A 23180-nucleotide genomic window follows, 5' to 3' on the forward strand; every position below is an offset into this window, starting at 1 on the left:
ATGACTGCCCACGACACGGAAGCGCAGTCAGGCACGCGCCGACTCGTCGTGGATCGGTCGGCGTGCGCCGGGCACGGCCTCTGTTACGGCCGCGCCCCCGAAATCATCGACTGCGACGATGCCGGATACCCGGTGCTCGTGCAGGAAACGCTCAGGACCGAGGAGCACATCGTGGCGGCCGAGGAGGCCGTCGCGATGTGCCCCGAACGAGCCCTGAGCCTCGAAACACTCTGACTTCTCGAGCAACACAGACCCTTCGAACGGGGCGATCAGCATGACCATCACCGACGAAATGTCGACACCTGTCGTCGACTTCGACATCTACGACCCGTCGCTCACGGACCCGGTGGACACCGTGCAGGAGAAGGTCGCCGAACTCGCGGCCAAAGGCCCTGTCGTCTACTCGACCGCGCACGGCGGCCACTGGATCGTCACCCGGTACAGGGAGCTCCACGAGGTCCTCCGCGACCCGGAAACCTTCTCGAGTTACCCGAACAACCTCGTCAATGCCGGGGACGGCAAGTTTCTGCCGCTCGAGCTCGACCCGCCGGAGCACACCGGATATCGGGTGGCCCTGCAGCCGCTGTTCTCCCCGAACCGGATGAAGGCGCTGTCCGAGCAGATCCGGGGCGTGGTCAACGAACTGATCGACAGTTTCGCGGGCAAGGGTGAGGCGGAGTTCATCGCCGACTTCGCGCACGAGCTGCCTACCCGCGTCTTCCTCGCGTTGATGGACTGGCCACTCGAGGACGCCCCGATACTCACCGAGGCCACCGACACCGCCCTGATGGGCAAGCCCGGCGCCAGCGAGGACGAGTCGGCGAAGGCACGCGCCGAGGCAGCCCAGCAGATGTTCGCCTACTTCCAGAAGATCGTCGACGAGCGTCGCGCGAACCCCGGTGAGGATGTCACCTCCGCACTCATCCGCACCGAGGTCGACCTCGAGGACGGCAAGCGACTGCTCACCGACGAAGAGCTGACCCGCATGTTCTTCCTCCTGCTCATCGCAGGTCTGCACACCGTTCAGGGATCGCTGGCCTGGGCCGTGATCCACCTGGTGAACAATCCTCGTCAGCGCGCCGCGCTCATCGAGGACGACTCGCTGATCCCGAACGCCGTCGAGGAGGTCCTGCGGATCGAGGCTGCAGTGAGTATGGGCCGCCGTGCGACCCGCGACGTCGAACTCGGCGGGGCGAAGATCAAGGCCGGCGACCAGTTGCTGCTGGTGCTCTGTTCGGCCAACCGCGACGGAAGCGAATTCGAGGATCCCGACGAGTTCGTGATCGACCGGTCACCGAACCGGCACCTGACATTCGGTGCCGGTCCGCACCGGTGCCTGGGCTCACATCTGGCCCGCATCGAACTGTCGATCGCGCTCGAGGAATTGCACCGCCGGATTCCGGACTACGAACTCGTCGAATCCGATCCGCCGATCCTGCACGCAACGCAGGTGCGGGGCTGCTTGCGGCTTCCGATCAGGTTCACACCGACGACCTGAGCGTCGGATCGGTAGGTTCCATGGATTCAGAAGGGTGCAACGCGTTGACTGCCAGTAACGTATCCGAGGATCTGCTCGTCGACTTCGACGTGTACGACCCAGCTCTCGCCGCTCCGGTCGATGTCTTCCAGGAAAAGGCCGCCGAACTCCGTGCCCGCGGACCGATCGTCTACTCCCCGCACCACGGTGGGCACTGGATCGTCACGCGGTACGCGGACATCTTCCGCATCCTGCGCGATGCCGAGACGTTCTCCAGCTATCCGAACAACCTGGTCGATGCCGGCCAGGGCAAGTTCATCCCGGTCGAGATCGATCCGCCCGAGCACACGCAGTATCGTCAGGCGCTCCAGCCACTGTTCGGTCCGGCGCGGATGAAAGAGCTCGAGCCGAGGATCCGCGAGATCATCAACCAACTGATCGACGGCTTCGCGGACTCCGGCCGGTGCGAATTCGTTGCCGAGTTCGCGCATGCGCTGCCGACTCGTGTCTTCCTCAGTCTCATGGGCTGGCCTCTCGACGATGCCGAACAGTTCACGGAGTGGACGGATATTGCGCTCCAGGGGATTCCGGGAGCCGGCGAGGAGGAATCCGCCCGTGCCCGGGCAGAAGCGGCAACGAACGTGTTCGAGTACTTCGGTGCATTCGTGGATCGGGTGCGTTCCGGGCAGGAGGACTCGGAGAGCGTCACCGCACAGATCATCGATACCCCGATCCGGATGGACGGAGTCGAGCGGCACCTCACTGACGAGGAACTGCGCCGCATGTTCTTCCTGCTGCTCATTGCCGGACTGCACACGGTGCAGGGTTCACTCGGTTGGGCCATGGTGCACCTTGCGAACAACCCGGTGCAACGGCAGGCGCTCATCGACGACAGCAGCCTGGTGCCGGACGCAGTCGAGGAGATCCTCCGCATCGAAGCCGCCGTCAGCATGGGCCGGCGGGCCACCCGCGATGTCGAGATCGCCGGCGTCAACATCAAGGCCGACGATCAATTGTTGCTCCTGCTGTGTGCGGCCAACCGCGACGAAGCCGAGTTCGACAATCCGGACGCGTTCGTGATCGATCGTGGCCCGAACAGGCATCTGTCGTTCGGCGCAGGGCCGCATCGGTGCCTCGGGTCTCACCTCGCCCGCCTCGAGCTCACCTTGGCGATGGAGGAGATACATCGGAGAATCCCCGACTACGCGCTGGTCGACAGTGATCCGCCGTTGATGCACGGCACGTCGGTGCGTGGTTGCGTGCGGCTACCGCTCACGTTCACACCGGAATCGCGAAGCTGACACGAGGAAGGGGACCCGATTCGATCGGGTCCCCTTCCTCGTGTGCCGGGGCTCAGGCCTTCAGCAGATCACGGTGGATGATTTCCTTCATGATCTCGTTGGTGCCACCATAGATCCGCTGGATGCGGGCGTCGATGAAGGCCTTCGCGACCGGGTATTCCATCATGTAGCCGTAGCCGCCGTGGAACTGCACACCGGCGTCGATCACACGGCCCTGCAACTCGGTGGCCCACAGCTTCGCCTTGGACGCGTCGACCGCGGTGAGCGTGCCCTTGTTGTGTTCCCGGACGCAGCGATCGAGGTAACTGCGTAAGACCTCCACCGCCGTCTGCAGTTCCGCGAGAGTGAAGCCCATTCCCTGGAACTCGCCGATGCGCTTGCCGAAGGCGGTGCGTTCCTTGACGTAGTCGAGTGTCCAGCTCATGACGGCCTCGGCGGACACCTGCGCGGCGATGCCGATACCGAGCCGCTCCAGCGGAAGGCTCTGCATGAGGTAGCCGAAGCCCTGCCCCAGCTCGCCGAGCACATTCTCCTTGGGAACGCGGACATCCTCGAAGAACAACTCGGCCGTGTCCTGGGCGTGCAGACCGACCTTGTCGAGCTTGCGGCCGCGGGAGAACCCGGGCGTTCCGTCTTCGACCACGAAGAGGCTGAACCCTCGCGAACCGGCTGCGGGGTCGGTCTTGGCGAAGACGATGACGAGGTCGGCCAGGATGCCGCTCGTGATGAACGTCTTGGACCCGTTGAGGACCCAATGGTCGCCGTCGCGCACTGCGGTGGTGGTGATGCCCCGCAGGTCGCTGCCGGCGGCCGGTTCGCTCATCGCGATCGCGCCGATCGTCTCGCCCGTGACGAATCCGGGCAACCACCGCTGCTTCTGCTCATCGGTGGCATGGCGGAGCAGGTAGTTGAGGACGATGTCGTCGTTGGTCGAGAACCCGGACTGCAGCGCGGACGCGCCCACCCGCGCAATCTCGGACTGGATCACGACGCGAAAGCGGTAATCGAGCTCGCCGGGCCCGCCGTACTGCTCAGGGACGCTCAGGCCCAGCAGTCCTTGCTTACCCGCGGCGAGCCAGGTTTCCCGGTCGATGAGCCGGTCGGCGTCCCACTTCTCGAGATTTGGGACGACGTGCTTGTCGACGAAGCTCCGCACGGAGTCGCGAAACAGTTCGTGGTCGTGTTCGAAGAGATCGCTCTCCATGTAATCCTCCTGATGCGGGGCGCCCGCAGGCGCCCCGCTGTGGTGTTCGGTGTCAGTTCTCGCCGACGAGTTTCTGGATCTCGCGGCGGAAGACCTGGTTGGCAACCTCGTTGCGGCCCAGGAGCATGTTGCCGGCGTTCGCGCTGTCCATGGCGACCTGCGAACCACGCAGGATCGGGAAGTCCTCGTTGTGGAGGACCGCGATCAGGATCTCGACGTTCTTGTCCCAGATCCGATTCCAGCGCTCCTCGGTCATGCCGCTGTCTTCGAGCGTCGGTGCGATCAGACGGATCTCCATGTGGCAGCGCTGCGGATCGCTCCGGTGGGGGCGGAAGGTGAGCAGCTGGAAATGGTCGGGCTGCTTGAGCAGGGTGCTGTTGGGACCCACCAGGTGGCTTTCCGTCACGTGCTCGGCGAGGCTGCGATCGCCGGGGTCTTCCTCGATCCACCGGTCGATGGTCTTGCGGAGATTGAGGAACCGGCAGTGATGTCCGAAGTCCTCGAAGGCCATGACGTTGGTGTGGATGTGCTTGGCGGCGGTGTTCGGGTGCGCGTACTGGATGTGGTAGCCGTCGAGGAACGCGTCCTGCATCAGCTTCCAGTTGACGGGCTCGTCGAAGCGCTGAACTCGGGTAGTCACCATTTTGTCCATGCCGTAGGACCCCATGATCGAGTCCATCTCGGGGCCGAGCCAGTCTGCGACATCGATGGTGGCGTCGGCGTCGTCGACAACCCAGACGAATCCGTGACGTTCCTCGGTCGGGAGTTGCACGAGGTTCCGTTCGGAACGGTCTGCGTCACCGAACGTGTTGTCGCGGGTGATGGTGCGCAGCGCGCCGTCGGTGTCGTAGGACCAGCGATGGTACGGGCAGGAGAACAGGCGGCAACGGCCCTTCTCCTCCTTCTCGACCATCGCGCCGCGGTGACGACATTGGTTCACGAGGGTTTTGACGCTGCCGTCGCGCTGACGGACGACGATGACATTGTTCCGCGGCAACTGGAGGGTGACGAAATCGCCCGCGCGGGGGATCTCGGAGCCGTGGATGATGATCGACGGAACCCGGCCGAAGACACGCTCGCGTTCGAGCTTGGCGATCTCCGGATCGGTGAACTCGACGGGTTCGAACCACGTGACGTGCTCGAATTCGTCGGTGGTGTCGTTGCGCAGATGGTCGAGAGCGCGGCGAATGCGTTCCTCGCGGGGAATTCCGACCTCTGTCATGGCTGCCCTCCAGGCGGTGGTTCGGATCGATGACGCTAAATCTAACTCAAGTAGTTTTAAGTGTAAACCCCGGACCGGTTGCGGGTGGCGCTCCGGCCGTTGCGGCCCTATACCGATCGGCATTAGATTTATGAGAACTGACCCGCAGATGAGGAGCGAACAGGATGATCTCGTATCAGTGGTGTTCGGAACTGGATTCCGGCGATCGGGACGAGGTGCTGGCTCTTGTCGCCGCGGCCGCCGAGTACGACGAGGAAGCCGGGTTCTCGCGGATCCACCCCGGTGATGTGACCTCGACGAGTCGCGACGGCGTCCGCGTCTCCCATCTGCCGATCAAGGCGCGCAAGGACCTGAGCGCGCGCGACGACGCGCCGCTGGTGATTGTGGCGTACCTGCACCTGCAGGTGGACGGCGAGGGGCTGGGTACCGTGCAGTTCGTCGTCCATCCGGACTACCGGTCGCGCGGTGTGGCCACGATGCTGGTCGAGGAGATCGGCCTGGGCACGACAGCGGACGGCGGCTGGGAGCGCACCGGTGCGGTGGCTCTGCGCTGCTGGGCGTACAGCACGCACCCCGCGTCCGAACGTCTCGCGCGACGGTTCGGCATCCCGGCGGTGGGCAGGCTGTGGACGTTGTTCCGCCACCTGTCCGGCCCGTTCGCGATCCCGCTCGACGAGGTCGCGGCGCCCGAGGGCATCACGACGGGCGACGCGCATCCGCTCGGTGATCCGGCGGTGTCGCGGGCGATCGACGAGGTGCTGGACGCGGCGTCGCTCGTACCCGCGCAACGCGAGCGCCTCGCCGACGAGATCCGCCTCGGTTCCGGCAATGTGCTGGTCGCAACCGACTCTTCGGGAGCGAAGGTGGGGTTCGTGTGGTCCGATCCGGCGCTGTCCACCCACCTCGAGTTGGATGCGGCGTCGGTCCGGGCGCTCGTGCTCACGGAGACCGCCCGCGGGGCGGGCCTCGGGATGACGCTCCTCACGATGGCACTCGGGGCGCTGCGCGACGCGGGGGCCCAGATCGCCCTGATTCGTATCGACCCGGACGACGCGGGGGCGGTGCGCATGTGCCGGTTGATGGCATTCGAGCAGGAGGGGGAACATTCCTGCTACCAGGTCGGCGAGTGGGCCGAGGCGCCCAGCTTCCGAGTCCGCCCGGGTGAGACGAGCGACGAATCTTGTCCGACGTTGACCTAAAGGGTTTAGGCAACTACCGTCTGTGGTGCGCCTCACACTGATGTGTGGGTCCCCAACTTCACTACGTTCCCACGCACGGGCGCTTGCCCGCCCGGAGCTGGGGCGTGCAATCGGAGGAGAACACTCATGGGTCGACTCGAAGGCAAGGTCGCTTTCATCACCGGTGCGGCGCGAGGCCAGGGGCGCTCGCACGCCGTCCGGCTCGCCGAAGAGGGGGCATCCGTCATCGCGATGGACATCTGCGACCAGATCCCCACGGTCTTCTATCCGATGGCGACCAGCGACGACCTTGCCGAGACCGAGCGGCTGGTCAAGGAGGCCGGAGGCTCGATCGTCGCGTCCATTGGAGACGTCCGCAACATCGAGGATGTCCAGCGGGCCTACGACGCGGGCATCGCACAGTTCGGCAAGGTCGACATCGTGCTGCCGAACGCCGGCATCATGCCGGTGATCGGTCCCGGTGAACAGCGCCAGGCATGGCACGACGCAATCGACACCATGCTCACCGGGGTATGGCACGTGCTCGAGGTGACGGTGCCGCACCTCGTCGAACGGGGGGAGGGCGGGTCGATCATCATCACGAGTTCTGCGGCCGGCCTGACGAGCATCGGGCTGAACACCCTCCCCGGTCAGGTCGGGTACAGCGCCGCCAAGCACGGTGTTGTCGGTCTCATGCGGATCTACGCGAAACAGCTTGCCCCGCACAGTATTCGGGTGAACACTGTGCACCCTACCGGCGTGAACACGCCTATGGTGGCGAACGCGGAGTACGGCGAGTTCGTCAACTCCCATCCCGAGGTTGCCGCCGACGAGTCGTACAAGAACCCGATGCCGGTCGAATTGATCGAGGCCGTCGACATCAGCAACGCGATCGTCTACCTCGCCTCCGACGAGGCTCGTTACGTCACCGGTGTCACGTTCCCGGTCGACGCCGGCTACAACATCCGCTGAAGCGAAGGAGCTTTCACATATGACCACCACCGAAGCCTCGACGGGTACCACCCCGTCGATCGCCGACCGCGAACAGGTTTTCATCGGCGGCCGCTGGGTCGATTCGACCGGCGGCGAATGGGTCGACGTCGTCGACTCGTTCACCGAGGAGAAGGTCGCGCGGGTGCGCACCGCCACGGTCGAAGACGTCGCCAAAGCGGTTGCCGCAGCGCGTGAATCGTTCGACAAGGGCGAGTGGTCGTCTCGCAGCATGGCAGAGCGCGCCGATGTCGTCGACGCCATCGCCGACCGCCTCGAACGGCGGGTGGACGAGCTCACCCCGATCGGGGTCATCGAGGTCGGCGTGCCTGTGAGCGTCAGCCGGCCGACCCAGGAGATGGTCGGCGGGTTGTTCCGTGCGGTGGCCGCTGTGGCCCGCACGTTCGAGACCACCGAGGAGCGTCCGCGCGCAGCGGGCGGTGTCTCGCGCATCGTGAAGGAACCGACGGGCGTCGTTGCCGCGATCATCCCGTGGAACGGCCCGGTCGGCACGATCGCGTTCAAACTCGCCCCGGCGCTGGCCGCGGGCTGCTCGGTCGTGCTCAAGACCGCACCGGAGGCACCGCTCTCGCCGTCGGTGTTCGCGGACATCATCGCCGAGCTGGTCGCCGAAGGTCGCATTCCCGAGGGGGTCGTCAGCGTGCTGTGCGCCGACCGCGAGGTGTCGGAGACGCTCGTGACCAACCCCGACGTCGACCACGTCACCTTCACCGGCAGCACCGCGGCGGGCCGGCGCATCATGTCGCTGGCCGGCGAGCGCATCGCGCGTGTCTCGCTCGAACTCGGCGGCAAGTCCGCGGCGATCATCCTCGACGACGCCGACATCAACCATGTGGTGCAGACGCTCCCCATGGGGGGCTGCATGCAGTCCGGTCAGGCGTGCATCGCCCTCTCGCGCGTGCTCGTCTCCCGCAAGCGTCACGACGAGGTGCTCGAGGTCCTGAAGGCCGCGTATGGCGCGTTGCCGATCGGCAACCCGTGGGAGCCGACCAATTTCCTCGGCCCGCTCGCGTCGAAGCGACAGCAGGATCGCGTCCTGGGATACATCGACATCGCGAAGGAGGACGGCGCGAAGGTCGTGCTCGGCGGCGGTCGACCGGAGGGATTCGACAAGGGCTTCTTCGTCGCACCGACACTGCTCGACAACGTCGACCCCGACTCCCGGATCGCGCAGGAAGAGGTCTTCGGTCCGGTCATCTCGGTGATCACCTACGAAGACGAAGAGGACGCCATCGCGATCGCCAACAACTCGATGTACGGGCTGTCGGGTGCGGTGTACACGGAGGACATCGACCACGGGTTCGAGGTTGCGCGGCGCATCCGCACCGGCACCATCAGCGTGAACACCGCGACGATGGACTTCACCCTGCCGTTCGGCGGCTATAAGCAGTCCGGCGTGGGCCGTGAGGGCGGCCTCGAAGGTCTCGAGGAGTTCTTCGAGATCAAGACCGTCCACATGCCCGCTCCGGCCCGGTAGGACCGACGACGACGCCCCGCGATTCGATCCGCGCGGCGTCGTCGTTGCGTCGTGGGTGGTCGTACGACTGCCGATCAGGTCAGTGGGCCGACACGCTCAGTGGGCCGACACGCTCAGTGGGCCGACGCGCTCAGTTGGCTCTTGTCCGCGATCTCTACCTGAGCGTTGCGCACCACGCCGTGGAGGAAGCTGCGGATCATCTCCTCGAACAACTGCCGGGAGGTCATCTCGTTCTCGGCGAGAGCTCGCGCCAGCAGCGGCTGCGACTCCGGGTCGACGTTCGGGAAGATCGTGTTCTTCGTACTCGGCTTGCGCATCGCCTCGGTGAGCACTGCGCCCAGCGTCAAACGCTCCATGCCGTCGAGAATCTGGACGTGCAGGCGGGCCGGCACGCCGGACTCCTCCAGGAATCGGGCAGTGTCCTCGTAGGTGCCGATCAGCAGATCACGCGGAAGATACTGGAGCAGGATCGGCGCGGCATTGCGGTGCTTGAGGATCGACTGACGCAGATTCATGCTCAGCGTCACGAAGTACTCGGGCCAGTCCGGGCCGGGCCTGCGGCGTGGCAGGGTGCCGGCGCCGGCAATCTGTCGCGCGACAGCCTGGAGGATCTCCGACTTGTCGGCGAAGTGGTGGTAGAGGGAGGGCGCCCGTACCCCGAGGTGCTTCGCCAGCCGCGGCAGGCTGAAGGCATCGAGTCCCTCGGAGTCGATGATCTCGATGGAAGCCGCCACCGCGGACGCGCGACTGATGAGAGGCTTCGACGGTCGGGCCATCATCTACTTTCAGCTCGTGCGGTCCGCCGGGCGGGTCTGCCCGGCGGGTGACCTATAGATGCTATCTGTTCCGGTCCGGCCGGTGGTTACGCCGTGAGGACGGCCTCGTCGAGGAACTCGACCAGGCCGCGGCTCAACACGTCGTTGTCGTCGCCGCCCACCATGTGCCCGGCACCGCCCACGTCGATGTACCGCGCCCCGGGGATCAGTTCCAGGAGTTCGCGCGCACCTTCGATGCTGACGACGTCGGACTGGGCACCACGAATCAGGAGGGTCGGAACCGCGACGGCGCGCGCCGCGGCCCGGGCCCGCTCCTCGCGCTCCGCGGCAGCATCCGGAAGGTTCGTCCGATGCGACAGCATCCGCGGATCCCAGTGCCAGTACCAGCGACCGTCTCGCTCGCGCATGTTCTTACGCAACCCCTCCACCCGCGGCGGACGGCTCCGGTGCGGGTTGTACGCGATCACGGCGTCGAGCGCGTCGTGCAGGCTGTCGAAGCCCGCCAGTCCCGCGCGCATGAATCCGGTGATCTTGGCCAACCCCTCGGGTTCGGCCTTCGGGGTGATATCCACCAGCACCAGCGCGCGGGAGAGCCCCGGATTGTCTCCTTCGGCGACGAGTGAGGCCATACCGCCCATCGACGCTCCCACGAGCACCGGTGGCTCACCGAGTTCGTCGACGATCGTGCAGATGTCGCGCGCGTGTGCGTCGGAGCTGTAGTCGCCGTCGTCGGCCCATCCGCTGTGGCCGTGCCCGCGCGCGTCGATCGCGTATGAGCGCCATCCTTGTTCCGAGAGGCGGATTCCGGTGCGCTGCCACGAGTGCCTCGTCTGCCCGCCGCCGTGCAACAGCAGGACGGTCCCCTTCCGCTCGGACGGGGGCTCCCAGACATCGGCGACCAGGGAAACGCCGTCGCCCCGAAGTGTGGTCACGGTGCTGGAGATCGTCATCGTTTCGCCCTTCGTCGTCGGAGTCAGTGTCCGGAAGTCCCACCGTCGACGGCGAGCGTCGACCCGGTGATGTAGCCGGAAGCACGGCTGGCGAGGAACACGACGGCGGCGTCGATCTCGCGCTGCGTGGCGGTGCGACCGAGCGAGCAGCCGCGCAGGAACTCCTCGAGGGTATCCGACGACATCTCGGCGATCAGGTCGGTCTCGACGAAACCCGGCGCGATCGCGTTCACGCGGATCCCTTTTCGCTGCGACCACTGATGGGACAGATCGCGGGTGAGGCCGACGAGACCGGCCTTGCTCGCGGCGTAGGCGGCCTGGGGGAGCACCGACTTGACCAGCCCGAGCATGCTCGCGATGTTGACGATGCTCGAGCCCGGCTTCATCACGCGTCCGCATGCTTGCGCTGCCCAATACGCGCCGAGCAGATTCACGTCCAGCACGGAACGGAAATCCTCGGGTCGCTCGCGCGTCGCGGGTGCGGAATGGGTGACGCCGGCGTTGTTGATCAGGATGTCGAGCCGACCGAACTCGGCGACCGTGGCCCGGGCGAGGGCGTCGCACTGCTCGGGGTCGGTGACGTCGGTGGGGACGATGAGGCAGCGTCGGCCGGTGGCCTCGATCGTGTGGCCGACGGCGTCCAGCTTCTCGCGACGGCGTGCGGCGATCACCACGTCCGCCCCGGCCTCCGCGAGGGCGCGCGCGAACCCTGCTCCGAGGCCGCTGCCGGCGCCCGTGACGACGGCGACGGACCCGTCGAGCCTGAAGAGGTCGAGGATCGAGCCGGTGTCGTGTGCGGTATCTGTCGAGGTCATGTGGCTGCTCCCGGTGCTGCGTGTCATGGGGTTCGTCTGTGGGCCTTGCGTCCCTTAAAACTAATTACTTAAGATTAGAGCGTAGGTGATGTCCAGGGGAACGGAAACACTGATGGCCGGAAGCGCCGATGTGGAGCAGGGCAAGATGCAGGTGATCGGCAAGGACGCACTTGCAGACGGCGTCGTGGCGGTGCGGTTCGCCGATCCCGACGGGGGGACCGTCCCCGCATGGGAACCCGGATCGCACATCGACGTCATCATCGACGAGTCGACGGTCCGGCAGTACTCGCTGTGCGGCGACCCGGCCGACGACACCTGCCTGACTGTGGCGGTCCTCCGTGAGGAGAACGGACGCGGCGGCTCGCGGTGGATCCACGACTCGCTGCAGGTCGGCGACCTCGTCAGCATCGCCGGCCCCCGCAACAACTTCAGCCTCGAGCCCGCGCAGTCGTATCTCTTCGTCGCGGGCGGAATCGGCATCACGCCGATACTTCCGATGGTGCGGGCGGCCGACGCGGCCGGCGCCGACTGGAGGCTCCTGTACGGCGGACGTACCCGCGCGAGCATGGCTTTCGCGGACGGCCTCGTCGCCCGGTATCCCGGCCGGGTCGAGCTCCGGCCTCAGGACGAATGCGGGCTCCTCGACCTGGCGGCAGCGCTCGACGCCCTCGGGGACGGCACCGGTGTCTACTGCTGCGGGCCGGAACCACTGCTGCACGCCATCGAGAACGAGTGCCGCAACCGCTCGGGTGTCACCTTGCACGTCGAACGGTTCGCCGCGAAGGAGCGGCCGGCCGACGCCGTCGACGGGGCATTCGAGGTGGAACTCCGGCAATCGGGCAAGACGATCACTGTCGACTCGGGCGAAACACTGCTCGACGCGGTGCTCCGCTCGGGCGTCGATTCGCCGTTCTCGTGCCGCGAGGGAACCTGCGGTACGTGCGAAGCCACTGTGCTGGAAGGAATTCCGGATCATCGCGACTCCGTCCTCACCGAGGACGAGCAGGCGGAGAACGACTGCATGATGATCTGCGTATCCCGCAGCTGCACCCCCAAGCTCACTCTGGATCTGTAGATCGGCCCATGGTGACCCTCCGTCTCGCCACTGCGCGAACGCGTGTGCGCACACCTGCCGTCTCGCCCGGTGTGCTGATCCCGGTGCTCTGCTTCGTCGTGATGATCACCTCGGTCATGCAGACCGCCGTCGTGCCGCTGATGCCCGATATCGCGGCGCAGCTCGGGGTGGGTACGAATGCGGTGGGATGGATCGTCACCGGGAATCTTCTGACGGCCACAGTCTGTACGCCGCTGCTGGGCAGGCTCGCCGACCGACGTGGACCACGAAGAGTGCTGCTGGGCATCCTGGGAGTGGTGCTCGTCGGTTCGTTGCTGTGTGTCGCGTGGGACTCGTTGCCGGTACTCATCGCAGGGCGAGCGCTGCAGGGGACGTCGTTCGCGCTGTTTCCGATCGGAGTCGCTGTGCTGCGCAGCGCTCTCGGGCCGTATCGGCTCACGGCGGCGCTCGGCATCATGTCGGGAACGATGAGCGTCGGCGGCGGTGCGGGAATGATCGCCGCCGGACTGCTGTACAGCGACGGCGACGACTATCGTCGCGTGTTCTGGCTGCTGGTGGCGCTCGCGGTGATTGCAGCTGCACTTGCGTGGGCGGTCGTTCCCGGTTCGCCCGGTTCCGGGACCGGATCCGGATCCGATCTCTGGGGTGCGGTCGGGCTCGCGGTCGGCCTGTCCGCACTGCTTCTGGCGCTCGCGCAGGGCGGGACGTGGGGCTGGGTGTCCGTGCCGACGATCGGTTGTGTCGTCGCGGGTGTGCTCGTGCTTGCCGCCTGGTACCGGCACGAGCGGCGATCCGATGCGCCGCTGGTGGCCCCAGCCCTCCTGACCGCACGTGCGGTGGCGCCCGCCCACCTTGCCGCGTTCCTCGTGGGAATCGCGATGTTCGTGCAGTTCCTGGCCACAGCCGTGTTCGTGCAGGCCGCCCCGGAGGAAGCGGGGTACGGGTTCGGTGCTTCGGTGCTCGAGACGAGCCTGCTGTACCTGCTGCCCGGGCAGGTTGTCGGCATCTCCGCGGCTGCGGTGAGCGGGTTTCTCGTGCGGAGGTTCCGCGCCGAGCGGGTGCTGATGGTGGCGTGCGCTATCGGCGTGTGTGGGTTCGCATTTGTCGGGTTCGCCCACGACCGCCCGTGGCAGGTGATCGTTGCGGTGGCGGTCCTCAATGTTTTCGTCAGCGTTGCCTACGGCGCCCTGCCGGCAATGCTCGTCGAGCATGTGTCGCTGCACGACACCGGTGTTGCGAACGGCATCAACGCCATCGCACGGACATTCGGCAGTTCGCTGGCGAGCGCGCTGGTGGGGATGCTCCTCGCGACGATCACGATCGCGGGTGCCGACATTCCCTCCGAGCGTGCGTTTGTGGCCGCATTCGTGATCGGCGGTGTGGCCGCGCTTGCCGCCGGGTTCGTCGCCGGTGCGAGCCGCCCTTTGCAATTTACAAAATTTGATTGACGTCTCATGAGTGAGCCTATAGCCTGAGGTGTACGCGATATGAGGACCCGCGCTCCTCTCGCGCTGAAAATTCTTGTACACAAAACAGATTCGTATTCTCTCGGTCAAGGAAGGCAAGGGACACATGGCTGCCACCGTCGGCTCGGCCCTGTATTGGTGGGCGAAGACCAAGGGGGAACAGAACGCGATCATCGTTGCCGGTGAGGCTCTGACCTACCGTGAACTCCAGGACTGGTCCAGCCGCGTCGCTCGTGAGATCGTCGACCGGGGCATCAAGCCGGGTGAGCGTGTCGGAGTGCTCGGCCCGAATTCGGTGACGTGGCCCGTGGTGGCACTCGGCGTACTCAAGGCCGGTGCGGTGCTCGTCCCGCTGAATCCCCGGTTCAAGCCGGCGGAACTCCGCAAGGTCGTCGATGACGCGGGTGCCGTCCTGGTCATCGCGCCGGAACAGTTCTCCGCAACGGTCGCCCAGGCGCGTGACCTCGGCGATCCCTTCGACACGTTCGGGTTCACCGACATCGCGGCGCTGCGGGAAGGGGAGCGCGACGACTTCCGCGTCGACCTCGCGCCCGACGACCCCACAGCACTTCTGTTCACCAGTGGCTCCACGGGGTTGTCGAAGGGCGTCATCTGCACCAATCGGACTCTGCTCAACATCGTGTTCGAGGCCACCCTCACCGAGGAAGGCTTCCGTCCGGGTTCCACGTCGCTGCTGGTGTTGCCGCTCGTGTTCACCCCGGGCCTCGTGTGGGGGCTGGTCATGTCCACGGTGCTCGGTGGCACGCTCATCATCGAGAAGGAACTCGATCCCGGTCGTGCCGCGGCACTGCTCGGTGAGCACAAGGTGCAGGCTCTGTTCGGGGTTCCGCTGATCTTCGAAGCGATCTCGCGGTCGCCCGAATTCGAGAAGGCCGACCTGTCGTCGCTGCGCACCGCGATCGTCGGCGGCGCGGCAGTCGCACCGGCCCTGTTGAAGCGGTGGGCCGACAAGGGCGTCGCGCTGCGTCAGATCTACGGCATGACCGAAGCCGGCGGCGTCGCGACTGCGACTCTCGTCTCCGAAGCCTTCGACCACCCCGACACCTGCGGGTCCGGCTCGATCTTCACCGAGACGAAGGTGGTCCGCACCGACGGCACCGACGCAGAGCCCGGCGAAGAGGGGGAGATCCTGCTGCGGGGACCCGGCGTGACCCCCGGCTACTGGAACGATCCGGAGTCGACGGCGTCCGCGTTGCGCGACGGCTGGCTGCACAGTGGGGACCTGGGCACCCTCGACGAGGGCGGGCGCGTCAAGTTCGTCGACCGCCTCAAGGACCTCATCATCACCGGCGGCATCAACGTCTCGCCCGTCGAGATCGAGCGTGTCATCAGTGGGATCCCGGGTGTCGAGGAGGTCGCGGTCATTGCCGCGTCCGACGAGCGTTTCGGCGAGACGCCCGCGGCGATCGTCACTGTGAAGGACGGGGTCGACGCGGCAACGATCGTGGAATACTGCGACCGTTTGGTCGCCGACTACAAGGTTCCGCGCTACGTCGTGATCCGGGACGAGCCGCTGCCCCGGCTCCCCAGTGGCAAGCTGTCGAAGACGGCGATCCGGTCCGAGTACCGGGACGTCTCCGAACGATTCGACAAGGTGCGCTGACGCACCCGTCGCGCAGAAAGGAGCCCTCGTGGCTCGGACCGGAACCGACGACGCGGTGATCCTCGAGCGGCACGGAGAGATCGCCGTCGTGCGCTTGAACCGTCCCGATCGGCTCAACGCGTTCACCAATGCGATGTGCTACCGGCTCATCGAGATCTTCGACGAGACCGACACCGACGACGAAGTACGCGCGGTTGTGCTCACCGGAACCGGCCGCGCGTTCTGCGCGGGCGCCGATCTCGCCGCAGGCGGCGACACGTTCGTCCTCGGCGACGATCCGGAGACCGGTGGAGCCCCCGCCGACACGGGTGGTCAGGTGACGCTGCGGATCTACCGTTCCCTGAAGCCGGTGATCGCGGCGATCAACGGGCCTGCAGCAGGCGTCGGCGTCACGATGACGCTTCCGGCCGACATCCGCATCGCCTCGGATACGGCCAAGTTCGGTTTCGTGTTCACTCGCCGCGGCTTGGTGCCGGAGGCATGCTCGACGTGGTTCCTCCCGCGGGCGGTCGGAATCTCCACCGCCGTCGAATGGACGGTCGGCGGCAAGATGGTGCCGGTCACCGAAGCTCTCGACCGGGGTCTGGTACGTGAGGTCGTGCCCGCCGATCAGGTACTGGATCGCGCACTCGAGGTCGCCCGGGAACTGGTTTCGGGCACGTCGCCGGTATCGGCGGCACTGACCCGTCAGCTGATGTGGCGGATGCTCGGCGCGTCGGAACCCGAGGTTGCGCACCGCGCCGAGTCGATCGGCATCTATGTCCGGGGCTCCTCCGACGACGTGCGCGAAGGTGTCGACGCCTTCCTCGAAAAACGTGATCCGAAGTTCCCTGATCGCGTCTCGGATGGACTGCCGGATCTGTTCGAGTGACACTGGTGCCGCGTCGGACGCTCCGTGCCACAGTCGCGGGCCCGATGCTTGACAATGGTCATTACTTGTATCATTGCCCGTAGGAGTCGGTGAGGACGAGTTCGGGGGTGCGACATGGCGCGACGGCGGGCGAACGTCCTCAGTGAGAACGCAGAGGTGGCGCGAGGGCAGATACTGAAGGCTGCCGAGTCGATGTTCCAGCGGTACGGGCTCACGAAGACCACGATGGACGACATCGCCAAGGAGGCCGGCGTTTCGCGGCCGACCGTCTACCGCTACTTCGGTGACCGCGACACGCTGATCACGGCCTTGATCGAGTTGCGGTCGCGCCGGCTGTTCGACAAGGCTCGTGCGTTCCTGAGGGAACGGACGACGTTCGCGGAGCAGATCGTCGACGGCCTGATCTTTCTCGTCGACCGTGGTCGCCACGATCCGATCGTCCGCTTGATCGTCAGCCCCGAACACATGGACATGGCGACGGCTCTGATCGGCAGCACCGGACTGGCGGTCCGGCTGACCCAGGAGATGTGGGCGCCGCTGCTCGACGAGGCCCGGGAACGAGGTGAGATCCGCGAAGGCCTCACCGACGAGGAGATCTGCCAGTGGATCGCGCTGGTGCAGCTCATCCTGGTCGGGCGGATGGATTTCGGCTCCGAGGGGGACCCGGAAAACAGACGGATGCTCACCAACTTCCTGCTTCCGGGAATCGTGACGGAGGAGGCGGCGGAACAGCTGCGGTCCGGTGGGGCAGCTGCTACTCCGACCCACTGAAGATCGCGGGTACGGAGTGGTAGACCCCGGACGCCGAACCGGGTAATGGCTCAGCGCGGCAGCGGAGTCACCCCCGCCGCCGCGAAGGCTCCCGCGACCACGTTCTCGTAGATGCGGTCGAGGTCGAGTTCGTCGCCGAGGAAGCCGCTGCGCACGATCGTGGCGAACCCGTGCATCGCGGTGAACAGGCTCACCGCGGCCTCGAGCGTGTCCTCCTCCGGCACCCCGCAGGAGGCGAGCATCGAGCGGAGCGCCCTGTTCGCGTCGAGGGCCGCCGCGATCAGGGCGCTGCGCTCGATCGGTTCCGTCGTCAGCGTCTGGTAGCGGTGCGGATGCTCGGCGGCCCACGCACGATGTGCATCGATCAGGGTGCGCAGGCCCTCCGGCCCGCTGCGCCCCATCGCCACCTCGCGCAGCCGCTCACCGAGGTCGGCCATCGTCCGCACCTGGATCTCGCCGCGGACGTCGTCGAGACCACGGACGTGGTTGTAGAGCGAGGCGGTGACGATGCCGAGGCGGCCGGCGAGGGTGCTCATTGTCAGCTGCTCCCAGCCCGACTCGTCCACCGCCTCCAGTGCCGCCTCGATCACCTTCTCGCGGCTGAGGTTTCGACGGCGCATCGGCCTCTTCTTCTCGGTTTCCATCCGCCCATCCTACGGGTCTTCCATTTCAAACGAATGTGTGTAGCTTATAAACGACGATCATTCGTAAACAAGTGCGAGGTGGTCCCGTGACGGCATCACGTATCGACCTGAAGAACCCCGATCTCTACACCGAGGGGGTACCCCACGACTTCTTCGCCGAGCTGCGGCACGGCTGCCCGGTCTACCGGCAGGACGAGGAGGACGGACCCGGCTACTGGGCGGTGACGCGCCATGCGGACGTCACCGCGGTCTCCCGCGACAGCGCGACGTTCTCGTCGGCGCTCGGCACGACCCAGATCGACGAGTTCGACGACGAGACGCGCCTCAAGCAGGCGGCGATGCTCGTCAACCTCGATCCGCCCGCGCACACCCGGCTGCGCCAGCTCGTCAGCCGCGGCTTCACGCCCCGGATGGTCCGGACGCTCGAGGGGCACATCCGGGACATCTGCAACCGCATCGTCGACGATCTGATCGAGCGGGGCCGCGACGGCGCGGTCGTCGACTTCGTGCCGGTGGCCGCCGCCCCGCTTCCGCTCGAGGTGATCGCCGCCCTGCTCGGCGCACCCACGGAGGACGTCGGCAGGCTCTACGACTGGTCCAATCGGATGATCGGGTTCGACGATCCGGAGTACGGCAACACCCAGGCCGACGGGGAACTCGCCGCCGCGGAGATCTTCTTGTACGCCAACGAGATCGCCGCGGCGCGCAGGGTGGAGCCGCGCGACGACATCGTCTCCCGGCTCGTCCGGCCGGACGAGAACGGTGACACGCTGACCGAGATGGAGTTCGACATGTTCTTCGTGCTGCTGGTGGTGGCCGGGAACGAGACGACGCGCAACGCCACCGCCGGCGGCATGCAGGCCTTCATCGACCATCCGGATCAGTGGCGCCGCCTGCAGGCCGAGCCGGAACTCGCCGCCGGCGCGGTCGAGGAGATCCTCCGCTGGGTCACCCCGGTGATCGGGTTCCGCCGCACGCCGACGTGTCCGGCGACGATCGGTGACCAGCCCGTCGAGGCGGGGGACAAGGTGGTGGTCTACTACCCGAGCGCGAACCGGGACGAGGACGTCTTCGAGGACCCGCACGTCTTCGACATCGGCCGGACCCACAACCCGCACGTGGCGTTCGGGGGCACCGGGGTGCACTTCTGCCTGGGCGCCCACCTGGCGCGCCTGGAACTGCGCATCCTGTTCGAGACCCTGGCGCGCCGGATCGAGCGCATCGAGCCCGCAGGGCCGGTCCGGCGGCTGCGCTCGAACTTCATCAACGGCATCAAATCCATGCCCGTACGGGTGTATCCGAAGGTCTGAAGCGAATTCGGGTGGGTGGGACCATTGCCTCGGACAGGCGACCGTAGTAATGTCCAGACACGTGTCCAGAAATGTGAATCTCGAATCCACCCGCCGCCGTCTCACCGAGAAGCAGGCCGACACCGTGGACCGTCTGACGCGCGCTGCCGTCGAGGTCCTGCGGGAAGAGGGGTTCGCAGGACTGACCGTACGCAACGTCGCCGCTCGGGCCGGTGTCGCACCGGCCACCGCCTACACCTACTTCTCGTCCAAGGAGCACCTCGTCGCCGAGGTGTTCTGGCGCCGGCTCGCCGCCTCGCCCGAACCCGAGGCGGCCACGACCGACCGGGTCGACCGCGTGGTCGCGGTGCTGCGCAACGTCGCGCTGATGATGGCCGACGAGCCCGAACTCGCCGGCGCGGTCACCAGCGCGCTGCTCGGCCGCGACCCCGACGTCGAACACCTGCGCGCCCGCATCGGCCTCGACATCCGGGACCGGCTCGCCACGGCCCTCGGCCCCGACGCCGATCCCGACGAGATCGAAGCGCTGGAAATGCTCTACGCCGGCGCCCTCGTCCGGGCGGGCATGGGGTACGAGACCTACGAGAAGATCGCCGATCGGCTGGAGACCTCCGCCAAACTTCTATTGGAGTAGCGCATGACCCAGGCTTCGCTCGAACCGCTCCTGTTCGATCCCTACGACTACGGCTTCCATGAGGACCCGTATCCGATCTACCGGCGCCTGCGCGAGGAGGCGCCGCTCTACCGCAACGACGACCTCGGCTTCTGGGCCCTGTCCCGGCACGCCGACGTCGTCGCGGGCTTCCGCGACCACACCCGGCTCTCCAGCGCGAACGGGGTGTCCCTCGACCCGGCGGCCTACGGCCCCCACGCCCACAAGGTCATGTCGTTCCTCGCGATGGACGACCCCCGCCACATGCGCATGCGCCGGCTCGTCTCCAAGGGCTTCACCCCGCGCCGGGTCGCCGACCTGCGCGGCCGCATCCTCGAGCTGACTCTCCACTACCTCGACACCGCCTTGGACAAGGACGAATTCGACTGGATCGCGGACTTTGCGGGCAAGCTCCCGATGGACGTCATCTCCGAACTGATGGGCGTGCCCGAGGCCGACCGCGCCGAACTGCGCCGGCTGGCGGATCTGGTGGTCCACCGGGAGCGGGGCGTACTCGACGTGCCCGTCGCGGCGATGGAGGCGTCGCTGAACCTCGTCGGCTACTACGCGGACATGCTGGCGCAGCGCCGCGCCCACCGGAGCGAGGACCTCACCTCGGCCCTGCTCGACGCCGAGGTCGACGGAGACCGCCTCGAGGACGACGAGATCATCGGCTTCATGTTCCTGATGGTCGTCGCGGGCAACGAGACCACCACCAAACTGCTCGGCAACGCACTGTACTGGGGCGCGAAGAACAAGACCGAGGTGGCCCGCGTCCTCGGCAACCCGGACGCAGCCCCGGGCTGGGTGGAGGAGACGCTGCGCTACGACACCTCCAGCCAGATCGTCGCGCGCACTGCCGCCACCGACATCGACGTGCACGACAGCACCATCCGCGCGGGCGACAAGGTGCTGCTGCTCATCGGTTCGGCCAACCGTGACGCCGAGGTGTTCGAGGATCCCGACACCTTCCGCATCGGCCGCGACAGCGCGTCCAAGATCGCCAGTTTCGGTGGCGGCGTGCACTTCTGCCTCGGTGCCCACCTTGCGCGCCTCGAGGCGAACATCGCGCTCGAACAGTTCGCCGCGCGCGTCGCCGACTACGACGTCGACTTCGACCGCTGTGAACGCGTCCACTCCACCAACGTCCGAGGCCTCGCGGCCCTGCCCGTAGAGGTGACCCGGCGACATGCCTAGATTCGAACCCAATCCGCCGCGCCGGCCCGCGATCGTCAGCGGCGCCTCCTCCGGCATCGGTACGGCCACCGCCTTCGCGCTCGCCGCCCTCGGTCACCCGGTCGCCCTCGGTGCGCGGCGCGTCGAACAGTGCGAGGCCCTCGCGGAGAAGATCCGCGGCGAGGGCGGCGAGGCCGTCGCGCACTTCCTCGACGTGGCGTCCACCGAATCGGTCGACGAGTTCGTCGCCGCCGCCGAGAAGGCCCTGGGTCCCACCGAGATCGTCCTGTCCGGCGCCGGTGACATGGATTTCCGGCTCGTGCACGAGATGGATCCGGACCGGTTCGAGTTCCAGGTGAACGTCCATCTCGTCGGCACGCAGCGTCTCGCCCATCGCGTGCTGCCGGGGATGATCGAACGGCGCCGCGGCGACTTCGTCGTCATCGGTTCGGACTGCGCCGACGTCGCGCGGCCCCGCATGGGCGCCTACGTCGCCGCCAAGACGGGCCTCGAGGCGCTCGTGCGTCAGATGCGGATGGAACTCGAGGGCACGGGGGTTCGCGCGTCGGTGGTGCGTCCCGGCCCGACACAGACCGGGATGGGACTCGATGCCCCCGCGGAGATCATCGAGCCGCTGATCGCCGACTGGACCAGATGGGGCTTCGCCCGGCACTCCTACTTCCTCCGCGCCTCCGAGATCGCGAACGCCGTCGTCGCCGTCGTCTCGGCCCCGCGCGGAACCCACCTGGTGCTGACCGAAGTGCAGCCGGAAGCGCCTCTGCAGAAGGATTCTCGGGGAAAGGACCCTGAATGACCACGATCACCACCCCCACGCGCGTCTCGGGGGGCGAGCACGAACACGGCCACCTCGAGGAACTGCGCACCGACCCGATCGGCCTGATGCAGCGAGTCCGCGAGGAGTGCGGCGACGTCGGCGCCTTCCAGCTCGCCGACCGCAACGTCGTGCTGCTCTCCGGGGCTCGGGCCAACGAGTTCTTCTTCCGCTCCGCCGATGAGGACCTCGACCAGCAGGCCGCGTACCCGTTCATGAAGCCGGTCTTCGGGGAGGGCGTGGTCTTCGATGCCAGCCCCGAGCGCCGCAAGGAGATGCTGCACAACTCCGCGTTGCGCGGCGAGCAGATGAAGGGCCATGCCGCCACGATCGAACGCGAGGTCCGTGACATCGTCGCCGGGTGGGGTGACGAGGGTGAGATCGACCTGTTGGAGTTCTTCGCGGAGCTGACCATCTACACGTCCTCGGCCTGCCTGATCGGCAAGAAGTTCCGCGACCAGCTCGACAGCCGGTTCGCGAGCCTCTACCACGACCTGGAGAAGGGCACCGACGCCCTCGCCTTCGTCGACCCCTACGCGCCCATCGAGAGCTTCCGTCGCCGCGACGAGGCCCGCCGCGGGCTGGTCGCCCTCGTCGAGGAGATCATGGTCGACCGCATCGCGAACCCGCCCCAGGGCAAGGAGGATCGCGACATGCTCGACGTCCTCGTCTCCATCAAGGACGAGAACGGCAAGGAGCGGTTCAGCGCGGACGAGATCACCGGCATCTTCATCTCGATGATGTTCGCCGGCCACCACACCACGTCGGGGACGGCGGCATGGGCGTTGATCGAGTTGCTGCGCAATCCGGAGTACCTGCGCGGGGTCACCGACGAACTCGACGTCCTCTACGCCGACGGTGAGGGCGTGAGTTTCCATGCGCTGCGGCAGATCCCGATGCTCGAGTCGGTACTCAAGGAGACGCTGCGGTTGCACCCGCCGCTGATCCTGCTGCTGCGCGTCGCGCGCGGCGAGTTCGAGGTCGAGGGGTACCGGATCGGCGAGGGCGACCTCGTCGGCGCTACCCCGGCGATCTCCAACCGCATCCCGGAGGACTTCCCCGAGCCCGATGCCTTCGATCCGGGCCGTTACCTCGATCCGCGGCAGGAGGACATCGTCAACCGCTGGACCTGGATCCCGTTCGGGGCCGGCCGGCACCGGTGCGTGGGAGCGGCGTTCGCTCTCATGCAGCTCAAGGCGATCTTCTCGGTCCTGCTGCGCGACTACGAATTCGAGATGGCTCAGCCGGCCGACACCTACCGCAACGACCATTCCAAGATGGTGGTGCAGCTCGCGCAGCCGTGCGCCGTGCGCTATCGCCGTCGCACCCGGATGTAAGGACTCGCGCC

General features: G+C 66.8%; 22 protein-coding genes. 16 read left to right on the forward strand and 6 right to left on the reverse strand.

All coding sequences use genetic code 11. The features are described from left to right. The 3 genes from KZJ41_RS06190 to KZJ41_RS06200 are packed head-to-tail and all read left to right on the forward strand — an operon-like array spanning position 1 to position 2778. Complete coding sequence (locus KZJ41_RS06190) at positions 1–234, forward strand: ferredoxin (protein WP_006936280.1); 234 nt, start codon at positions 1–3, stop codon at positions 232–234. 40 nt (positions 235–274) lie between these two features. Next, the gene (locus tag KZJ41_RS06195) at positions 275–1498 is read left to right on the forward strand and encodes a cytochrome P450 (protein WP_251550366.1); all 1224 of its coding nucleotides are present in this window, start codon (positions 275–277) and stop codon (positions 1496–1498) included. A gap of 20 nt (positions 1499–1518) precedes the next feature. Beyond that, positions 1519–2778 carry a cytochrome P450 gene (locus tag KZJ41_RS06200; protein WP_050034670.1) on the forward strand — a complete coding sequence of 420 codons (1260 nt, stop codon included), beginning with the start codon at positions 1519–1521 and terminating at the stop codon, positions 2776–2778. Positions 2779–2830: 52 nt separating this feature from the next. On the opposite strand, the gene KZJ41_RS06205 is transcribed toward KZJ41_RS06200, so the two are convergent. Both KZJ41_RS06205 and KZJ41_RS06210 read right to left on the reverse strand, forming a co-directional pair. Continuing rightward, complete coding sequence (locus tag KZJ41_RS06205) at positions 2831–3982, reverse strand: acyl-CoA dehydrogenase family protein (protein ID WP_251550368.1); 1152 nt, start codon at positions 3980–3982, stop codon at positions 2831–2833. A gap of 52 nt (positions 3983–4034) precedes the next feature. Continuing rightward, entirely contained in the window at positions 4035–5204 is a 1170-nt protein-coding gene (locus KZJ41_RS06210) for an aromatic ring-hydroxylating dioxygenase subunit alpha (RefSeq protein ID WP_006936272.1), read from the reverse strand. Between the two features lie 164 nt (positions 5205–5368). Here KZJ41_RS06210 and KZJ41_RS06215 point away from each other — a divergent pair, with 164 nt between their 5' ends. From KZJ41_RS06215 to KZJ41_RS06225, 3 genes are all read left to right on the forward strand, one after another. Continuing rightward, on the forward strand, positions 5369–6403 hold the full coding sequence (locus KZJ41_RS06215; protein ID WP_251550370.1) for a GNAT family N-acetyltransferase: 1035 nt from the start codon (positions 5369–5371) through the stop codon (positions 6401–6403). A 126-nt stretch (positions 6404–6529) separates the two neighbouring features. Further along, positions 6530–7354 (forward strand): mycofactocin-coupled SDR family oxidoreductase, encoded by an 825-nt coding sequence (locus tag KZJ41_RS06220; protein ID WP_006936270.1) that lies wholly within the window; start codon positions 6530–6532, stop codon positions 7352–7354. Between the two features lie 19 nt (positions 7355–7373). Next, a complete protein-coding gene (locus tag KZJ41_RS06225; protein ID WP_029541665.1) occupies positions 7374–8870 on the forward strand; it encodes an aldehyde dehydrogenase in 1497 nt (498 codons plus the stop codon). Between the two features lie 113 nt (positions 8871–8983). Here KZJ41_RS06225 and KZJ41_RS06230 read toward each other — a convergent pair whose 3' ends face one another. From KZJ41_RS06230 to KZJ41_RS06240, 3 genes are all read right to left on the reverse strand, one after another. Beyond that, on the reverse strand, positions 8984–9646 hold the full coding sequence (locus KZJ41_RS06230) for a TetR family transcriptional regulator (RefSeq protein WP_050036283.1): 663 nt from the start codon (positions 9644–9646) through the stop codon (positions 8984–8986). Between the two features lie 86 nt (positions 9647–9732). Further along, the gene (locus tag KZJ41_RS06235; protein ID WP_050034672.1) at positions 9733–10596 is read right to left on the reverse strand and encodes an alpha/beta fold hydrolase; all 864 of its coding nucleotides are present in this window, start codon (positions 10594–10596) and stop codon (positions 9733–9735) included. A 23-nt stretch (positions 10597–10619) separates the two neighbouring features. After that, a complete protein-coding gene (locus KZJ41_RS06240) occupies positions 10620–11411 on the reverse strand; it encodes an SDR family NAD(P)-dependent oxidoreductase (protein WP_251550372.1) in 792 nt (263 codons plus the stop codon). A 112-nt stretch (positions 11412–11523) separates the two neighbouring features. Between KZJ41_RS06240 and KZJ41_RS06245 the strand changes: the two genes are divergently transcribed. The 5 genes from KZJ41_RS06245 to KZJ41_RS06265 all read left to right on the forward strand — a co-directional run bounded on the left by KZJ41_RS06245 (position 11524) and on the right by KZJ41_RS06265 (position 17218). Next, on the forward strand, positions 11524–12486 hold the full coding sequence (locus KZJ41_RS06245; protein WP_251550374.1) for a PDR/VanB family oxidoreductase: 963 nt from the start codon (positions 11524–11526) through the stop codon (positions 12484–12486). Positions 12487–12557: 71 nt separating this feature from the next. After that, positions 12558–13934 carry an MFS transporter gene (locus KZJ41_RS06250; RefSeq protein WP_251550376.1) on the forward strand — a complete coding sequence of 459 codons (1377 nt, stop codon included), beginning with the start codon at positions 12558–12560 and terminating at the stop codon, positions 13932–13934. 124 nt (positions 13935–14058) lie between these two features. Beyond that, complete coding sequence (locus tag KZJ41_RS06255; RefSeq protein WP_029541679.1) at positions 14059–15576, forward strand: class I adenylate-forming enzyme family protein; 1518 nt, start codon at positions 14059–14061, stop codon at positions 15574–15576. Positions 15577–15604: 28 nt separating this feature from the next. Then, positions 15605–16447, forward strand: a complete 843-nt coding sequence (locus KZJ41_RS06260; RefSeq protein WP_029541682.1) for an enoyl-CoA hydratase-related protein — start codon at positions 15605–15607, stop codon at positions 16445–16447. A gap of 114 nt (positions 16448–16561) precedes the next feature. Further along, a complete protein-coding gene (locus tag KZJ41_RS06265; RefSeq protein ID WP_050034674.1) occupies positions 16562–17218 on the forward strand; it encodes a TetR/AcrR family transcriptional regulator in 657 nt (218 codons plus the stop codon). A 50-nt stretch (positions 17219–17268) separates the two neighbouring features. On the opposite strand, the gene KZJ41_RS06270 is transcribed toward KZJ41_RS06265, so the two are convergent. Beyond that, a complete protein-coding gene (locus KZJ41_RS06270) occupies positions 17269–17862 on the reverse strand; it encodes a TetR/AcrR family transcriptional regulator (protein WP_050034675.1) in 594 nt (197 codons plus the stop codon). 86 nt (positions 17863–17948) lie between these two features. Between KZJ41_RS06270 and KZJ41_RS06275 the strand changes: the two genes are divergently transcribed. From KZJ41_RS06275 to KZJ41_RS06295, 5 genes are all read left to right on the forward strand, one after another. Next, positions 17949–19172: a cytochrome P450 gene (locus tag KZJ41_RS06275; protein WP_006936251.1), complete on the forward strand. Its 1224-nt coding sequence runs from the start codon at positions 17949–17951 to the stop codon at positions 19170–19172. Positions 19173–19245: 73 nt separating this feature from the next. Beyond that, positions 19246–19806 carry a TetR/AcrR family transcriptional regulator gene (locus KZJ41_RS06280; protein ID WP_006936248.1) on the forward strand — a complete coding sequence of 187 codons (561 nt, stop codon included), beginning with the start codon at positions 19246–19248 and terminating at the stop codon, positions 19804–19806. A 3-nt stretch (positions 19807–19809) separates the two neighbouring features. Next, complete coding sequence (locus KZJ41_RS06285; protein ID WP_006936246.1) at positions 19810–21021, forward strand: cytochrome P450; 1212 nt, start codon at positions 19810–19812, stop codon at positions 21019–21021. After that, positions 21014–21814: an SDR family oxidoreductase gene (locus KZJ41_RS06290; RefSeq protein ID WP_050034676.1), complete on the forward strand. Its 801-nt coding sequence runs from the start codon at positions 21014–21016 to the stop codon at positions 21812–21814. Before KZJ41_RS06285 ends, KZJ41_RS06290 begins: the two co-directional genes overlap by 8 nt. After that, positions 21811–23169 carry a cytochrome P450 gene (locus KZJ41_RS06295; protein ID WP_185713803.1) on the forward strand — a complete coding sequence of 453 codons (1359 nt, stop codon included), beginning with the start codon at positions 21811–21813 and terminating at the stop codon, positions 23167–23169. The genes KZJ41_RS06290 and KZJ41_RS06295 overlap by 4 nt, the downstream gene beginning before the upstream one ends. The last annotated feature ends 11 nt before the right edge of the window (positions 23170–23180 follow it).

Source organism: Rhodococcus sp. 11-3 (assembly GCF_023704055.1).
Taxonomy (GTDB): Bacteria; Actinomycetota; Actinomycetes; order Mycobacteriales; family Mycobacteriaceae; genus Rhodococcus; species Rhodococcus aetherivorans.

What these genes read in the sequence shown, in the direction of transcription:
- KZJ41_RS06190 (WP_006936280.1), top strand. Translation starts at nt 1, where the DNA reads ATGACTGCCCACGACACGGAAGCGCAGTCAGGCACGCGCCGACTCGTC.
- KZJ41_RS06195 (WP_251550366.1), top strand. Translation starts at nt 275, where the DNA reads ATGACCATCACCGACGAAATGTCGACACCTGTCGTCGACTTCGACATC.
- KZJ41_RS06200 (WP_050034670.1), top strand. Translation starts at nt 1,519, where the DNA reads ATGGATTCAGAAGGGTGCAACGCGTTGACTGCCAGTAACGTATCCGAG.
- KZJ41_RS06205 (WP_251550368.1), bottom strand. Translation starts at nt 3,982, where the DNA reads ATGGAGAGCGATCTCTTCGAACACGACCACGAACTGTTTCGCGACTCC.
- KZJ41_RS06210 (WP_006936272.1), bottom strand. Translation starts at nt 5,204, where the DNA reads ATGACAGAGGTCGGAATTCCCCGCGAGGAACGCATTCGCCGCGCTCTC.
- KZJ41_RS06215 (WP_251550370.1), top strand. Translation starts at nt 5,369, where the DNA reads ATGATCTCGTATCAGTGGTGTTCGGAACTGGATTCCGGCGATCGGGAC.
- KZJ41_RS06220 (WP_006936270.1), top strand. Translation starts at nt 6,530, where the DNA reads ATGGGTCGACTCGAAGGCAAGGTCGCTTTCATCACCGGTGCGGCGCGA.
- KZJ41_RS06225 (WP_029541665.1), top strand. Translation starts at nt 7,374, where the DNA reads ATGACCACCACCGAAGCCTCGACGGGTACCACCCCGTCGATCGCCGAC.
- KZJ41_RS06230 (WP_050036283.1), bottom strand. Translation starts at nt 9,646, where the DNA reads ATGGCCCGACCGTCGAAGCCTCTCATCAGTCGCGCGTCCGCGGTGGCG.
- KZJ41_RS06235 (WP_050034672.1), bottom strand. Translation starts at nt 10,596, where the DNA reads ATGACGATCTCCAGCACCGTGACCACACTTCGGGGCGACGGCGTTTCC.
- KZJ41_RS06240 (WP_251550372.1), bottom strand. Translation starts at nt 11,411, where the DNA reads ATGACCTCGACAGATACCGCACACGACACCGGCTCGATCCTCGACCTC.
- KZJ41_RS06245 (WP_251550374.1), top strand. Translation starts at nt 11,524, where the DNA reads ATGGCCGGAAGCGCCGATGTGGAGCAGGGCAAGATGCAGGTGATCGGC.
- KZJ41_RS06255 (WP_029541679.1), top strand. Translation starts at nt 14,059, where the DNA reads ATGGCTGCCACCGTCGGCTCGGCCCTGTATTGGTGGGCGAAGACCAAG.
- KZJ41_RS06265 (WP_050034674.1), top strand. Translation starts at nt 16,562, where the DNA reads ATGGCGCGACGGCGGGCGAACGTCCTCAGTGAGAACGCAGAGGTGGCG.
- KZJ41_RS06270 (WP_050034675.1), bottom strand. Translation starts at nt 17,862, where the DNA reads ATGGAAACCGAGAAGAAGAGGCCGATGCGCCGTCGAAACCTCAGCCGC.
- KZJ41_RS06285 (WP_006936246.1), top strand. Translation starts at nt 19,810, where the DNA reads ATGACCCAGGCTTCGCTCGAACCGCTCCTGTTCGATCCCTACGACTAC.
- KZJ41_RS06290 (WP_050034676.1), top strand. Translation starts at nt 21,014, where the DNA reads ATGCCTAGATTCGAACCCAATCCGCCGCGCCGGCCCGCGATCGTCAGC.
- KZJ41_RS06295 (WP_185713803.1), top strand. Translation starts at nt 21,811, where the DNA reads ATGACCACGATCACCACCCCCACGCGCGTCTCGGGGGGCGAGCACGAA.